Source organism: Ideonella sp., from assembly GCF_041914305.1.
GTDB lineage: Bacteria > Pseudomonadota > Gammaproteobacteria > Burkholderiales > Burkholderiaceae_C > Ideonella.
On record NZ_JAYSDQ010000001.1, the window covers coordinates 399840 to 415056 of the forward strand.

The 15217-nt window shown below is 68.1% G+C and carries 13 protein-coding genes; 6 read left to right on the plus strand and 7 right to left on the minus strand.

Annotation, left to right across the window (positions count from 1 at the left end; translation table 11 throughout):
- Positions 1-31: 31 nt before the first annotated feature.
- The 6 genes from ACE3SG_RS01690 to ACE3SG_RS01715 all read right to left on the minus strand — a co-directional run bounded on the left by ACE3SG_RS01690 (position 32) and on the right by ACE3SG_RS01715 (position 5941).
- Positions 32-1000: a branched-chain amino acid ABC transporter permease gene (locus tag ACE3SG_RS01690; RefSeq protein WP_374562194.1), complete on the minus strand. Its 969-nt coding sequence runs from the start codon at positions 998-1000 to the stop codon at positions 32-34.
- On the minus strand, positions 1000-1884 hold the full coding sequence (locus ACE3SG_RS01695) for a branched-chain amino acid ABC transporter permease (protein WP_374562195.1): 885 nt from the start codon (positions 1882-1884) through the stop codon (positions 1000-1002). Before ACE3SG_RS01695 ends, ACE3SG_RS01690 begins: the two co-directional genes overlap by 1 nt.
- Before the next feature lie 42 nt (positions 1885-1926).
- Positions 1927-3129: an ABC transporter substrate-binding protein gene (locus ACE3SG_RS01700; RefSeq protein WP_374562196.1), complete on the minus strand. Its 1203-nt coding sequence runs from the start codon at positions 3127-3129 to the stop codon at positions 1927-1929.
- A gap of 30 nt (positions 3130-3159) precedes the next feature.
- Entirely contained in the window at positions 3160-3867 is a 708-nt protein-coding gene (locus ACE3SG_RS01705) for an ABC transporter ATP-binding protein (protein WP_374562197.1), read from the minus strand.
- Between the two features lie 494 nt (positions 3868-4361).
- On the minus strand, positions 4362-5138 hold the full coding sequence (locus tag ACE3SG_RS01710) for an ABC transporter ATP-binding protein (RefSeq protein ID WP_374562198.1): 777 nt from the start codon (positions 5136-5138) through the stop codon (positions 4362-4364).
- The gene (locus tag ACE3SG_RS01715) at positions 5135-5941 is read right to left on the minus strand and encodes an IclR family transcriptional regulator (RefSeq protein WP_374562199.1); all 807 of its coding nucleotides are present in this window, start codon (positions 5939-5941) and stop codon (positions 5135-5137) included. Before ACE3SG_RS01715 ends, ACE3SG_RS01710 begins: the two co-directional genes overlap by 4 nt.
- A gap of 199 nt (positions 5942-6140) precedes the next feature.
- On the opposite strand from ACE3SG_RS01715, the gene ACE3SG_RS01720 reads away from it, so the two are divergent.
- The 4 genes from ACE3SG_RS01720 (at position 6141) to ACE3SG_RS01735 (ending at position 11339) form a co-directional block, all read left to right on the plus strand.
- Positions 6141-7046, plus strand: a complete 906-nt coding sequence (locus ACE3SG_RS01720; RefSeq protein WP_374562200.1) for a hypothetical protein — start codon at positions 6141-6143, stop codon at positions 7044-7046.
- A 72-nt stretch (positions 7047-7118) separates the two neighbouring features.
- The gene (locus ACE3SG_RS01725) at positions 7119-7955 is read left to right on the plus strand and encodes a DUF72 domain-containing protein (RefSeq protein WP_374562201.1); all 837 of its coding nucleotides are present in this window, start codon (positions 7119-7121) and stop codon (positions 7953-7955) included.
- A gap of 123 nt (positions 7956-8078) precedes the next feature.
- Positions 8079-9173: a hypothetical protein gene (locus tag ACE3SG_RS01730; protein ID WP_374562202.1), complete on the plus strand. Its 1095-nt coding sequence runs from the start codon at positions 8079-8081 to the stop codon at positions 9171-9173.
- A gap of 186 nt (positions 9174-9359) precedes the next feature.
- Entirely contained in the window at positions 9360-11339 is a 1980-nt protein-coding gene (locus ACE3SG_RS01735) for a serine hydrolase domain-containing protein (RefSeq protein WP_374562203.1), read from the plus strand.
- Positions 11340-11413: 74 nt separating this feature from the next.
- Here ACE3SG_RS01735 and ACE3SG_RS01740 read toward each other — a convergent pair whose 3' ends face one another.
- Positions 11414-13705, minus strand: coding sequence for an ATP-binding protein (locus ACE3SG_RS01740; RefSeq protein ID WP_374562204.1), 2292 nt, complete (start codon positions 13703-13705; stop codon positions 11414-11416).
- A 220-nt stretch (positions 13706-13925) separates the two neighbouring features.
- Between ACE3SG_RS01740 and ACE3SG_RS01745 the strand changes: the two genes are divergently transcribed.
- Together ACE3SG_RS01745 and ACE3SG_RS01750 are read left to right on the plus strand one after the other, a co-directional pair.
- Positions 13926-14153, plus strand: a complete 228-nt coding sequence (locus ACE3SG_RS01745; RefSeq protein ID WP_329720164.1) for a hypothetical protein — start codon at positions 13926-13928, stop codon at positions 14151-14153.
- 241 nt (positions 14154-14394) lie between these two features.
- Positions 14395-14847 carry a hypothetical protein gene (locus ACE3SG_RS01750; protein WP_374562205.1) on the plus strand — a complete coding sequence of 151 codons (453 nt, stop codon included), beginning with the start codon at positions 14395-14397 and terminating at the stop codon, positions 14845-14847.
- Positions 14848-15217 lie beyond the last annotated feature (370 nt).

Here is a 15217-nt window from a genome sequence, read left to right on the forward strand (position 1 = left end):
ACTCGCCGGCGCTGACGGTCGGCGCCGAACGTCAGCGCGGAGCGTCAGAGCCCTTGCGCCGCTGCCGCCAGGCCAGCACCTCGCCGACGAAGCCGCGGCGGAACGCCACCACGCAGACGACGAAGATCGCGCCGATGATCACCGTGACCCATGAGCCCACGCGGTCGGCGAGAAAGTTCTGCAGCCCGATGATCGTGAAGGCGCCGAGCACCGGCCCGGCGAAGGTGCCCATGCCGCCCAGCAAGGTCATCAAGACCACCTCGCCCGACAGCGACCAGTGCGCGTCCGACAGCGTGGCGAAGCCCAGCACCAGCGTCTTCAGCGAGCCGGCCAAGCCGGCCAGCGCGGTGGACAGCACGAACGCCAGCAGCTTGTAGCGGTCGACGTTGTAGCCCAGCGAAACCGCGCGCGGCTCGTTCTCGCGGATCGCCTTCAGCACCTGCCCATAGGGCGAATGCACGATGCGGATCACGAACAGGAACACTGCGACGAACACCGCAAGCACGACGAAGTACATCACCAGGTCGTTGGCCAGCGGCAGCAGGCCGAACAGCATGCCGCGTGGCACGCCCTGCAGCCCGTCTTCGCCGCCGGTGAACGGCGCCTGCAGGAAGACGAAATAGACCATCTGCGCCATCGCCAGCGTGATCATCGCGAAGTAGATGCCCTGGCGGCGGATCGCGATCAGCCCGACCACCAGCCCGGTGGCGGCGGCAACTGCTGTGCCGGCCAACACGCCCAGCTCGGGTGACCAGCCCGCGCTGCGCACCAGGTAGCCGGTCGCGTAGGCGGAGGCGGCGAAGTAGGCCGCATGGCCGAACGACAGCAGGCCGGTGAAGCCCAGCAGCAGGTTGAACGCGCAGGCGAAGATCGCGAAGCACAGCGCGTTCATCATGAAGATCGGGTAGACGCCGGCGAACGGCGCCACGATCAACAGCAGCAGGCCAACGCCCCAGGCGATGCGCGAAGCGCGGGCGAGCGAGGCGGCGCCAGCGTCCATCACTTCTCCTTCCCGAACAGGCCGGCCGGCCGGATCATCAGCACGATGGCCATGATGACGAACACGACGATGTTCGAGGCCTCGGGGTAGAAGACCTTGGTGAGGCCCTCGACGATGCCCAGCATCAGCCCGGTCAGGATCGAGCCGAGGATCGATCCCATGCCGCCGATCACGACGACGGCGAAGACGACGATGATCAGGTTGCTGCCCATCAGCGGCGTGATCTGGATCACCGGTGCCGCCAGCACGCCGGCGATCGCCGCCAGGCCGGCGCCGGCAGCGTAGGTCAGCATCACCATCACCGGCACGTTGATGCCGAAGGCCTGCACGAGGGCCGGGTTCTCGGTGCCGGCGCGCAGGTAAGAGCCGAGCCGCGTGCGTTCGATGACAAACCAGGTGCCGAAGCACACCAGCAACGACGCAACGACCACCCAGGCGCGGTAGTTCGGCAGGATCATGAAGCCGAGGTTGGTGGCACCTTGCAGCGCCTCGGGCACCGAGTACGACTGGCCCGAGACGCCGAACTGGTCGCGGAACACGCCTTCGGCGATCAGCGCCAGGCCGAAGGTCAGCAGCAGCCCGTAGATCGGGTCGATCTTGTACAGGCGCCGCAGCAGCGTGCGCTCGATCACCACACCCAGCGCGCCGACCACCAGCGGCGCGACGATCAGCGCCAGCCAGTAGTTCAGGCCGAAGTGCTCGAAGCCATACCAGGCCACGTAGGCGCCGATCATGTAGAGCGCGCCGTGGGCGAAGTTGACGATCCCCAGCAGGCCGAAGATCACCGCCAGCCCGAGGCTGAGCATGGCGTAGAACGACCCGTTCACCAGTCCCAGCATCAGCTGGCCGAGAAAGGCCTGCAGGGGAATGCCGAAGATCTCCATGTTGGCGTCAGCACCCGGCCCGTGGCGGCGCGAGCCCGGCGGTCACTTCCACAGCGAGCACTTGGAATCGGCCTTGGTTGTCCAAGCGGCCTCGCCCTTGATCGTCTCGACCACGTTGTAGTAGTCCCACGGCTCGGTCGAGGTCTCGGGCGTCTTCACCTGCATCAGGTACATGTCGTGCACCATGCGGCCGTCGGCGCGGATCCAGCCGCCCTTGGCGAAGACGTCGTTGACCTTGGTCTTGCGCAGCTGCGCCAGCACCTTGTCGGCGTCGTCGCTGCCGGTGGCCTTGACGGCGGCCAGGTAGTTGGTCACCACCGAGTAGTCGGCCGCCTGCAGCGAAGACGGCATGCGCTTCATCTTCTCGAAGAAGCGGCGGCTCCAGGCGCGGGCTTCGGGGTCCTTGTTCCAGTACCAGCTGTCGGTCAGGTACATGCCCTGCGTGGTCTTCAGGCCCAGCGAGTGGATGTCGTTGATGAAGACCAGCAGGCCGGCCAGCTTCATCGTCTTGGTGATGCCGAACTCGTTGGCCGCCTTGATCGTGTTGATCGTGTCGCCACCGGCGTTGGCCATGCCCAGGATCTGCGCCTTGCTCGCCTGCGCCTGCAGCAGGAACGACGAGAAATCGCTCGCTGCCAGCGGGTGCTTGACCGAGCCGACGATCGTGCCGCCGGCCGCCTTGACGACGTTGCTGGTGTCGTTTTGCAGTGCCGCGCCAAAGGCGTAGTCGGCGGTCAGGAAGTACCAGGTCTTGCCGCCGGCCTTCACCACCGCACCACCGGTGCCCTTGGCCAGCGCCACGGTGTCGTAGGCCCAGTGCACGGTGTAGGGCGTGCACTGGTCGTTGGTCAGCGCCGAGGTGGCCGCACCGACGACGATGAAGGGCTTCTTCTTCTCGGCCGCCACCTTGGCCATCGCCAGGCTGGTGCCCGAGTTGGTGCCGCCGATCAGCATGTCCAGCCCCTGCGTGTCGAACCACTCGCGGGCCTTGGCTGCGGCCACGTCGGCCTTGTTCTGGTGGTCGGCGAACACGACTTCGATCTTCTTGCCGGCCACCGAGCCGCCCGCATCGGCGATCGCCATCTTGATCGCCTCGACGCCGCCGGCGCCGTCGATGTCGGCGTAGACGCTGGACATGTCGGTGATGATGCCGATCTTCACCACGTCGCCCGAGATCTGGGCTTGGGCGCCGGTTGCTGCAGCCACGGTGAAGGTGCAGGCGGCGGCGATTTTCGAGAGCTTCATGCGGTGTCTCCGTGGGGTGAATGAGGGCGTTCAGACGCCGAGGTACTCGTGCAGGCGTTCGATGCGCGACGGCAGCTCGGCCTGGGTGAATTGCTGGATGACGTGGCCATGCTCCATGACCAGGAAGCGGTCGGCCAGCGGCGCGGCGAAACGAAAGTTCTGCTCGACCATGACGATCGTGTAGCCCTGCCGGCGCAGCGCCACCACCATCTCGGCCAGCTTCTGCACGATCACCGGTGCCAGGCCTTCGGAGATTTCGTCGAGCAGCAGTAGCTTCGCGCCGGTGCGCAGGATGCGCGCGACTGCCAGCATCTGCTGCTCGCCGCCCGAGAGGCGCGTGCCCTGGCTGTTCGCGCGTTCCTTCAGGTTCGGGAACATCGCGTAGACCTGCTCGATCGGCATGCCACCGGGCGCCAGCACCGGCGGCAGCATCAGGTTCTCTTCGGCCGACAGGCTCGAGAAGATGCCGCGCTCTTCGGGGCAGTAGCCGATGCCCAGCCGGGCGATGCGGTGCGTGGCCATCGCAATGGCTTCGGTGCCATGCACCTTGACCGAGCCCTTGCGCGAGCCGGTCAGGCCCATGATTGCGCGCAGCGTGCTGGTGCGGCCGGCGCCGTTGCGGCCCAACAGCGTGACGACCTCGCCCTCGTCGATGTGAAAGTCCACGCCGTGCAGCACATGCGATTCGCCGTACCAGGCGTGCAGGCCTTTGACTTCGAGAAAGCGCTGGGTGGCCATCAGTTGCTCCGGTGCGCTTCGCGGGCGGGTTGGCGTGTGCTGGGCGCGCTTGCAGCGGTCGCGCGAGGCCGGCGGCTTGGGGCACGTTCTCCGGCCTGGCTCGCGGGGATCCGGGGTGCGCATGCCAACGTCTCTCGGTCGACACCGTGCTCTCGCGCGGCGGTTGGGGCGACCGCGAATGAAGGCCTGCGAACGCACCCCAAGCCACCAGCCTGGACACCTCGGGTGGCAGGCAACGGCGTGCCACGCCACCGACGATGCCTGCAGGGTGGGGGTGGTGTTCCCGGGCGCCGGACCTCATTCGCGGTCGCCCCAACGACGGCAGGGCACCACCGTGTTGATGGAGATGCGGCAGGCCGTTCGCCAACAGTGGCCCGCGAGCGGACGGCGACCGGGGGCACCGCCCCCACCCTGCCGCCACGAGCATTGCAGGCCAGGTCGACGCTCCGCGACAACAACGGGCCGAGAGCAAACCGTCCGAGCGCCCCCTTCATCTAATGCGCCCCTTTCAACTCGACGTTGGCGCTGCCCATGTAGGCCTCGATCACCGCCGGGTTCTTCGACACCTGTTCGTAGGGCCCTTCAGCCAGCGTCGCCCCACGCTGCAGCACGGTGATCGTGTCGGCGATGCTGGCCACCACACTCATGTTGTGCTCGACCATCAAGATGGTGCGGTCGGCCGAGACCTTCTTGATCAGCTGGCGGATGCGGTCCACGTCTTCGAGGCCCATGCCTTGCGTCGGCTCGTCCAGCAACATCAGCTGCGGGTCCATCGCCAGCGTGGTGGCGATCTCCAGCGCCCGCTTGCGGCCGTAGGCGAGCTCCACCGCTTTCGCGTCGGCATAGCCGGCCAGGTCGACGGCGCCCAGCAATTCCAACGCGCGATCGTTCAGTGAGTCGAGGCACCGCTCGCTGCGCCAGAAATGGAACGAGCCACCGAGCCTGCGTTGCAGCGCGACGCGCACGTTCTCCAGCACCGTCAGGTGCGGGAACACCGCCGAAATCTGGAACGAGCGGATCACGCCGCGGCGGGCGATGTGGGCCGGTGTCTCGCCGGTGATGTCGTGGCCGTCATAGACGATGCGCCCAGCGCTCGGCGTCAAGAACTTGGTCAGCAGGTTGAAGCAGGTCGTCTTGCCGGCGCCGTTGGGGCCGATCAGCGCATGGATGTGGCCGCGCCTGACGCGCAGGTTGACCTTGCTGACCGCGACAAAGCCCTTGAACTCCTTCGTCAGGTCGTGGGTTTCGAGGATGTAGTCGCCGCTGCTCATCCGCGCTCCCCGGGCCGGGCGCCCAGCCGCTGCGACAGTGTGCGCGCCGCCTGCACCACCACCTCGCGCTGGCGCTTCAACTGCTCGGCATTCAGCACCGCCTTGTTCAGGCACACGCCCAGGCCGGCCACCGGCTGGCCCGAGGCGTCGAAGATCGGCGCCGCCAGCGCGACGACGCCTTCACGGATGCCTTCGTCGTCGACGCTGTAGCCCTGCTCGCGGCAGGTGGCCAGCTCATCCAGCAGCTCGGCCTGGTTGGCCGGGCCGCGGCCGGTCAGGCGCTCGAGCGGGCCGGGCGGGAACAGCGCGTTCAGCCGCAGCGCCGGCAGGTGGGCCAGCATCGCCTTGCCGGTGGCGGCCAGGTGCGCCGGCAGCCGCATGCCGATCGTGAAGCCCAGGCCCAAGGGCCGCGAGCCGTTGCGCACCGCCACGTAGACCACCTCGGTGCCGTTGAGCACCGACAGGATCAGCGTCTCATCGGGGGCCGGCACGCCGCGCCACAGTGCCTCGAACTCGCCGGCCACGCTGGTGCTGGCGACAAAGGCCTCGGCCAGGCTCATCACGCCGGGGCCGATCTGCAGCGCGCCGTTGTCGGCCCGGCGCAGGTAGCCGAAGTTCAGCAAGGTGTTGCACAGCCCGTGCACGCTGCTCTTGGGCAGGGCCAGCGCAGCGCCCACCTGGGCCATGCTCAGCGGCTCGCGCTGGCGGGCCAGCAAGTCCATCACCGCCACCGCACGGGCCACCGCCGGCACCAGGCCGAGGGCGGCATGGGGCGCACGTGCAGGGCTGGAAACCGCGACCATGAGTTCGATGGGCTGAACTGGGTTCAAGGATTCGAACCCGAGTCTTAGTCAGCCGGCCGCTCCGGTCAACACTTGCTTACCGATTCCGGGCGCTTCGCGGGAAAACACCGAGGCTTGGAAAAGGGCTGTGCACTGGCCGTTTCTTCGGCGCTCACCTGGGCACCGTCTTCCTAGCATCGTGGTTCAAACAGCCCGCCCGATGCAGCCGAATCACGCCAAGCCGCCGAACGCCATGCCGATGGTCCGCCGGGCTGGCCGCGTGTTGACCGAAGGCGGCTGGCTGGCCCAGGCGCTGCCCTTGCTGCTGCTGGCGCTGCTCGCCGGCCGCGCGGCCGACGATGCGCAAAGCCTGCAACTGTCGGCCTTGCTGCAACTCGCCGGCTCGGTGCTGATGCTGCTGTCGGTGGCCTGCTGCAAGATCGGCGTGTGGCGTGCCGCCGGGCGGCGCGCGCAGCGCTCCGGTGCCTCGCTGACCACCTGGGCCTTGCGCGCGCTGGTGCTCGCCGGCGGCCTGGCGTTTGGCCTGGCCTTTGCGGCGCGCCATGGTGGCGCGCAGACCTTCGAGATGGGCCAGATCGCGCTCGGGCAGGACCCGGTGGCGCCGATCGATGCCCGGCTCAGCGCCGATGGCCGCAGCCTGCTGCTGCACGGCACGCTGGGCGCGGGCTCGGCAGACCGTGTGCACGAGCTGCTGGCGCGCGCGCCGGGCGTGCGCCTGGTGCGGCTGCAATCGCCCGGGGGCCGCTTGTTCGAGGCCGAGGGCGTGGCTGCCGAGATCCGCCAGCGTGGGCTGGACACCTATGTCGACGGCCTGTGCGCCAGCGCCTGCACGATGGTGCTGCTGGCCGGCCGCCAGCGCGGCGCCGCGCCTGGCGCCCGCATCGGTTTTCACCGCCCCAGCTTTGCCGGTGTCGACGACGACCGCACGGTCGATGCCGATGTCTTGATGCGCTACTACCGCAACGCCGGCATCGCCCGCGCGTTCGTCGAGAAGGTGCGCGCCACCCCCAGCCGCACGATGTGGTTCCCGCCGCGGCAGGAGCTGGAGCGCCACCGGGTGCTGACCCCCATGCCGCCGGGCGGCGACCTGCTCGCCCTGCGTTGACCCCAGCCGGGCAGGGTGCCCTTGCCGGCGGGTATGCTCGCCAGCCATCTCGAACGCCCCAGGGAACCAGGCATGAGCGACGCTGCGCAACCGCAATCTCCCGCCATCCGTGTCGGCATCGGCGGCTGGACTTTCGAGCCCTGGCGCAACAACTTCTACCCGGCCGACCTGCCGCACAGCCGCGAGCTCGAATTCGCCAGCCGCAAGCTCACCGCGATCGAGGTCAACGGCACCTACTACAGCTCGCAGAAGCCCGAGACCTTTGCCAAGTGGCGCGACGAGACGCCCGATGATTTCGTCTTCTCGCTCAAGGCCTCGCGCTTCGCCACCAACCGGCGCGTGCTGGCGGAAGCGGGCGAGTCGGTCGAGCGCTTCGTGAACAGCGGCATCGCCGAGCTGGCCCACAAGCTCGGCCCGATCGTCTGGCAGTTCGCGCCGACCAAGCGCTTCGACCCGGTCGATTTCGAGGCCTTCTTGAAGCTGCTGCCTTCGAAGCTCGGCGAGCGGCCGCTGCGCCACGTGCTGGACGTGCGGAACGAGACCTTCAAGAGCCCCGACTACCTCGCGCTGGCCCGCCGCCACGGCTGCGCGACGGTGTTCACCGATTCAGACGAATACCCCTCGTTCGCCGACGTCACCAGCGACTTCGTCTACACCCGCATGATGCGCACCGATTCGAGCCTGCCGCTGGGCGTGACGCCCGAGGCGCTGGACCAGTTGGCCGCTTGCGGCCAGGCCTGGCGCGACGGGGCCGAACCCGCCGGCGTGCCGCGTGTGGAGCCTGCGCCGGCGTCGGCCGCGCCGCGCGACGTGTTCATGTTCTTCATCAGCGGCGCGAAAGAAAAGGCCCCTCACGCGGCCATGGCACTGCGTGAACGAATCGCCCGAACTGCGGGGCAAAGCGCCTGAGGTGCGTCTGGATGTAGACCGCCACCCCGGGGCGGCGGCCACACCTCGTCACATGCGCTCACAGTCTTCGGCGCCACATCCCCTATCTTGAAGGGTGTGAAGACTACGGGAACTGTGGCAGCCATGAAATTGACCTCGATCTTTCAAGCCCGACGCACTGGCGCGTCGCGCCTCGCGCTGTTGGCCCTGGCTGCTGCTGGATCCGCCTATGCCGCAACGCCGGGCACCGGCAACCCCGATGGCAACTGCGCCGTGCCCAGCGCCGCGCAAGCCGACAGCATCGCCAATGCGCGCGTGGTCGGCACCGGTACGCCGTCCAGCTGCACCTCTGAAGCGTTCGTTGCGGCCGTTGCCAAGGGCGGCGTCATCACCTTCAACTGCGGCCCCGACCCGGTCACGATCGGGCTGAAGGCGACCGCCAAGGTCTTCAACGACAAGCCCAACGTCGTGATCGACGGCGGTGGCAAGGTCACGCTCAGCGGTGCAAACGTGCGCCGCATCCTCTACATGAACACCTGCGACCCGAAGCAGGTCTGGACGACCGACCACTGCGACACCCAGGACACGCCGCACCTGACGGTGCAGAACATCACGCTGACCAAGGGCAACTCCAAGGGCCAAACCTATGGCCTGTCCGAGGTCTACGGCGGCGGCGCGATCTACGCCCGCGGCGGCCGGCTGAAGGTCGTCAACACGCGCTTCTTCAAGAACAGCTGCGAAGCCACCGGGCCTGACCTGGGTGGGGCGGCGATCCGCGCGTTCGGCGCCTCGCCGACCACGCCGGTCTACATCACCCACAGCACCTTCGGCGGTGGCTCGTACTACGGCAACAGCTGCTCCAACGGCGGCGCGATCAGCGGCCTGGGCACCAACTTCAGCATCTACAACAGCCTGATCAGCTACAACACCGCGATCGGCAACGGCGCCAACCCGCCGGCCCCGGGCACCCCCGGCGGCGGCAGCGGCGGCGGCATCTACCAGGACGGCAACACGATCAACCTGACGATGTGCGGCAACAAGATCCAGCACAACCACGCCAACGAAGGCGGTGGCGCCTCGTTCTTCGTCAGCAACAACCGCACCGGCACGATGTCGATCACCAACTCGACGCTGATCGACAACCCGAACGACAAGTTCGAGACCAACGGCCTGCCGGGCATCTTCATCCTGGCCAAGGCGGGCCAGCCGGTGATCACGAATTCGCAGATCAAGCGCTGACGACGGCGGCTGTCTGATCGAAGGGGCGCCCCGCGCAAGTGGGCGCCCCTTTCTGCCTTCTGTCAGCCGGCAACTGCCGTCCGGCGGCGCACCCGTCCACCTACCACCGCCTGGCCCCATCATCCGGCCCCACATCAAAAATGGGGCGCGGGTTAGATGCGAGTCCTGGCGTGCGTGATCCTGTCCTTGACCCTGCCGTGGGCCGTTGCGGCCGACGCGGCCAACGCAGCTGGCTCGGCGGCCCCTGCGCCGCTGGCGGCCGCGGAAGCGGCGGTGCCCGCACTGGCGAAGGACACGCCAAGTACCACGGTGGCCGGCCACACTTTCATGGCGCCGGCCGGCTGGCGCCTCGCCGTGCGGGGCCCCACCACGATCCTCGAAGCGCCCGAGGGCGGGTCCTGGCTGGCGTTGATCGACATCGAGGCGCCTGACGCTGCGGCCGCGCTCGCCGCCGGCTGGGCGGTCTTCCAGCCTGGCGCGAACTGGCCGCAGAAGATGGTCACCCCGTTGGCGCCCAAGAATGGCTGGACCGATCGCCAGGCCTTCTCGTACCAGACCTCGCCCAGCGAGAAGCGCGAGGTCTCGGCGCAGGTGCGACGTGCCGGCACGATATGGACGGTGGTCATCCGCGACATGGCCGATGATGTGACCGAACGGCACACGTCGCAAATCAACCAGATCTTCGGCAGCTTGTTGCCCAAGGGCCACCGGCGCGAATCATTCGCCGGCAAGTCCGCGAACAAGCTCGACGCGGCGCGGATCGCCGAGCTCGGCGGTTTCGTCGAGCGGGCGATGGCCGCCACCGGCGTGCCGGGCGTGGCTCTTGGCCTGGTGCAGGACGGCCGTGTCGTCTACTCGGGCGGCTTTGGCGTGAAAGCACTCGGGCAGCCTGGCCGCCCCGATGGCGACACGCGATTCATGATCGCCTCGGACACCAAGCCGCTGACGACACTGATGCTCGCCACGCTGGTCGATCAGCACAAGATCGCTTGGGATTCACCGGTGGCCAGTCTCCTGCCTGGCTTCGAGCTCGGCAACGCCGAGACCACCCGGCAAGTGCAGGTCAGGCACCTGGTTTGCGCCTGCACCGGCATGCCTCGGCAGGACCTGGAATGGGTGCTGGGGTCGAAGCACCTGACGGCGGCTGGCGTCGTGAAGATGCTCGGCACGATGCAGCCGACGACGGGCTTCGGCGAGGTGTTCCAGTACTCCAACCCGATGGCCGCGGCCGCGGGCTACATCGGTGGCCATGTGGCGTACCCGGAGATGGAGCTCGGGGCGGCGTACGACCAGGCCATGCAGGACCGCGTCTTCGACCCGCTGAAGATGACCAGCACGACGCACGACTTCGCCCATGCCAGGCAGGGCAACTTTGCCGCAGCGCACTCGCCCGACGCCAATGGCCGCATGACCCTGGCCGAAGAGCGCGCTGCGCTCGCGGTCATTCCGATCCGGCCCGCTGGCGGGTTGTGGAGCACGGTCAACGACCTGCTGCACTACGTGCAAATGGAACTCGGCGAAGGCCAACTGCCGGACGGCAAGCGCCTGCTGTCCCGCGAGGCGTTGCTGGCCCGTCGCGTGCCGCAGGCGAACGTCAGCACCGGCATCACCTACGGCATGGGCCTGCTGGTGGACACGTCCACCGGCACACCGCTCGTGCACCACGGCGGCGATCTGACCTTTCACAGCGACATGATGTGGTTGCCCGGGCACCAGGTCGGCGCTGTCATCCTGGTCAATGGCGATCCCGGTTGGCTGCTCACCGCGGCGTTCCGCCGCAAGCTGCTCGAAGTGCTGTTCGATGGGAACAGCGAAGCCGAGGCGCAGATCACGGCACAGGCCAAGGCCTACTACGAAGAACTGGCGGCGGATCGCAAGCAGCTCACGCTCCCGGCCGACGCCGGGTTGGCGGCAGGTCTGGCCGGGCGTTACCACCATCCGGCGCTCGGTGAGATCCTGGTCGAGCGCAAGGACGGTAGGCTGCGCTTCGTGTTCGGCGAGTACGCCAGCGACATGGGCTCGCGGCACAACCTGGATGGCACCGATTCGCTGCTGACCGTGGTGCCAGGCGGCGATGGCGTGGAGTTCGTGTTGGGCCGGCAAGGCGACCAGCGCACGCTGACCGTGCGCGACGCGCAGCACGAATACGTGCTGGTCGGACTCTGACCCCGAACCCACGCGAGCCTTGCAGGTGAGGCGCCCGTTTCTGCATTCTGTTCACCGCAGTTCGCGGCCCGGCTTCAGCGCTCGCCAAAGCGGGGCGTGGCGGGCATCTGCTGGTCGAACCACTGGCGGGTGACCGCGCTGAGCTTGTCGAGCGTGCAGGGCTTGGTCAGGAAGTCGTCCATGCCGGCCAGCCGCGCTTCTTCGGCGTTGCTGGCCAGTGCGCTGGCCGTCAGCGCCACGATCGGCAGCCGGCGCAGGCCGCGCTCTTGCTCGATCTGGCGCCAGCGGCGCACCACCTCGTAGCCCGAGATGCCGGGCAGCATGCAGTCCATCAACACCAGGTCGTAGGGCCCGGCGGCGAGGCGGTGCAGCGCCTCTTCGCCGTCGCAGGCGATGTCGCAGTGGCAGTCCAGCCGCTCGAGCTGGGCCTCGACCACCATCGCGTTGACCGCGTTGTCTTCCACCACCAGCACGTGGCGCGTGCGCGGGTGCCCGGTGCCCGGCGCGTCGTGCACCGGCATCAACGGCATCGCGCCGCTGTGGGCGAAGGTCCAGTCGGAATGGGCGTGCGCCGGCGGCGGGTCCATCACGGTGATGTCGGTCGCCGGCAGCGGCAGCTCGAACCAGAAGCAGGTGCCCCGGCCTTCGGCGCTGGTGAAGGCGATCGTGCCCTGCATCAGCGTGACCAGGCGCTTGGAGATCGTCAGCCCCAGGCCGGTGCCGCCGAAGCGGCGCGAGATCGAGCCGTCGGCCTGGGCAAAGGGCAGAAAGATGCGCTCGTGCGCCTCGGCCGGGATGCCCACGCCGGTGTCCACCACCTCGAAGCGCAGCAGCGGCGGCCCGGCCGCTGCAGCCTCGTACGACAGCCGCACCTGCACCGTGCCGCGGTCCGAAAACTTGATCGCGTTGCTGACCAGGTTGCCCAGCACCTGGCGCACCCGGCCCGCGTCGCCGATCACCGCCTGCGGCACGTCGGCCTCGGTGTGGCCCGACAGCACCAGGCCCTTGCTGTCGGCATAGTGCACGAACAGCGCCAGCAGCTCGTGCACCAGCTTGCGCGGCTCGAACGGCCCGACATGGATCTCCAGCTCGCCCGCCTCGATCTTCGACAGGTCGAGGATGTCGTTGATGATCGACAGCAGGTTGCGGCCCGAGGTCAGCAGCGTGCTCGCCAGCTCGTGCTCGCGCGGCGCCAACGGCGCGCGCACCAGCAGGTCGGCGGTGCCGAGGATGCCGTTCAGCGGCGTGCGCACCTCGTGGCTGACGGTGGCCAGGAAATCGGTCTTCGCGCGGCTGGCCTGCTCGGCGGCGGCGCGCAGGCGCTCGACCTCCTCCAGGTAGCGCTCGCGCCGGCGCAGCACACGCACCAGCGTCGTGAAGGCGGCCAGCAGGAACAGCGCCGCGGCACCGGCAAACCAGCCCACACCCTGCGCCTGCCGCCGCCAGTTGGCCAGGTAGAGGTCGTCGCGCATCGCCACCGCGACGATCAGCGGAAAGCCCTCGATCGCCCGGGTGACCAGCATCACGTGATCGGCGTTGGCGGCGGTGGCGTCCCATGGCTCGAAGTCGGCCTGCTGGTCGTTGCCGACGCCAGGCGGCGCGAGCGGGCCATAGGCGCCTTGCCGGGCGATGCGGTGGCCGAGGCCGCGTTCGTCGTACGGTGCCCGCGCCAGCACGGTGAGGTCGCGCCGCAGCAGCGACATCGAGGTCACGTTGGATTTCGGCGCGGTGCGGTCCAGCCGCAGCGCCGCGTAGAAACCCGAGAAGTAGCGCGACGACAGGCCGACCATCACGACGCCCATGAACTGGCCGTCGCGCGTGTTCAGGCGCCGGGAGACGTAGAACGTCCACTCGCCGTTGACCCGGTTCGGAACCGGCGCGCTGACATGCGTGACGGCGCTCAGGTCGTCTCGCGCGGCGATGAAGCCCTCGCGGTCACTCACCGTCACGGCAGGCGCCGGGTAGCCGCGTGAGGTGCTCACGAGGCGACCGTCGGCGTCGAACACCGAGACCGCATCGATCGCCTCGAAGCTCATCTGCCGCGTCGCCAGCATCTGCTGGTCGGCCAGCGAGCCGAATTCGCCGGCCAGCGCAGCCGGGGTGGCCAGCCGCTTCTCGTCGATCCGCCGGGCCACGCCGTCGGCCAGGAAGTCGGCCGCCGACAGCACCTGCGCCGCATGGGCGGCGAGCGAGAACGTATGGTCTTCGGCCACGCGCGTGGCGGCAGCGATGGCCTGCACGCGCAACTGCCAGCTCAGGTACATCGCCAGCGCCAGCATCGCGACGACGACGGACGCGCCGATGGCGCCCGCCGCACGGCTGGCCGCTTGCGGACCCCGGAAGGTCAGAACCCTGGTATTCGGCACCGCTGCCCGCCCCTCGTGTGCCCGGATCTGCCACTTTGGCAAACCTCGTGCCCGGCCGCGGCTGGATTCAGGCGCACGGCTTAGGACGAAGGCCCGACTTCCTAGGGGGAAATGGCCGAATGTGGATAAAATTGCCACAACTGTCGGCGGAATTCTGCTTAAATTTAGGCCATATTCTCCGTAAAACAGGGAAGTAACCGCCCACCAGAAGGAGTTCCTAATGGCCGAAGTTCGCGTGCAGGTCCCAGACGAAATCATGGCGGAGTTGAAGTCCACGCTCGGGCTCCGTACCAACACAGACATCGTCGAGGAGGCTCTGACGATGCTCAATTGGGCCGCAGAAGAAAAGAAGAATGGCAGGCAGATCTTTTCTGCAAGGCCGGACGGCAAAGACGTGACGCGTCTGGCCATGCGTTCGTTGATGAACGGAGTTAGGTCAACCGTTTGATGCCCTCAACCGTCTTCAGATAGGGCCGTGCGCGCGGCCGCGGCCTTGGCGCGTGTGCGGCCCTGAAATTGCTTCCAGCGCTCAAGAAGCTGGGAGGTCCGGATGGACGACTCCAATGAACCCAGGGTGATCATTCCGCGGCCCGTTCACGGCCGCAGGGACGATGACACGCCGTCGTCTCTGGACACCCGCGACTGCCGGGATGCAGTCCCGCCGCGAGTTCCCGTCAAGGAGGCGCCCCATGGACACGACTCCGGAAGCCGTTCCGTCGAGACTGGACGTTGAAGGCCGCGTGGCCACGCCGGCGGCCATCCCGGGCGCCACCTATGCCGACATGACCGGGCTGCAGCGCAGCGGCCTGAAGCTCGCCTCGTGGGTGCTGGGCATGATCGGCCTGCTGGCCGCGGCGCTGCTGGTGCTGATCGCGATCAGTGAATACGTCGTCCACCCGCCCGAGGTGGCGGCGACGCTGGCGCTGATCGACAGCGCCGCGCAGCACTACGCTGACACCGGCGAGCCCGAAACGCTGAAGCAGGTGAACGATCTGATGCTGCGCCTGGCCGAGGCCCACCGCGCGATGCGTGAGTTCTGGACCGGCTACAGCCAGTTCCTGCTGATGAACCTGCTGCTGCCGGTGCTGACGTCGATATTGGGTTATGTGTTCGGCACGGCGCGCGGCGGGGGCAGCCCGTAGCGCAAAAGTCCGCACGCGGCGCCTGCCCAGACGGTTCCTGGTGCGCCGGAAGACGCGCGCGAGGTGGCGCGGATCCGTCCGCCGTGACGATGCCGATGGCCTATCCGATGATGCCCTCCAGGGCTTGAATGGTCTTGGTGACCGATTGACTGTTTCTTCGCTCTTGAATCCGCGTGAAGACGTCCTGAAGCGGGCGCATGGCCTTCCGATGCAGTTCGAAGGACGACGGGGCTTGCTTGGAGCGTTCCGTCAACGGTTCGGGTAGCGTGGCGTCGGTTGGCCGAGCTGAACACCTCAGGACTCGGGATGGTCAAGCGGTTGTCGCAGCGAGCGTGTCGGTCGTGCTGAGCGAGCGCGGCATCCGCTGAAG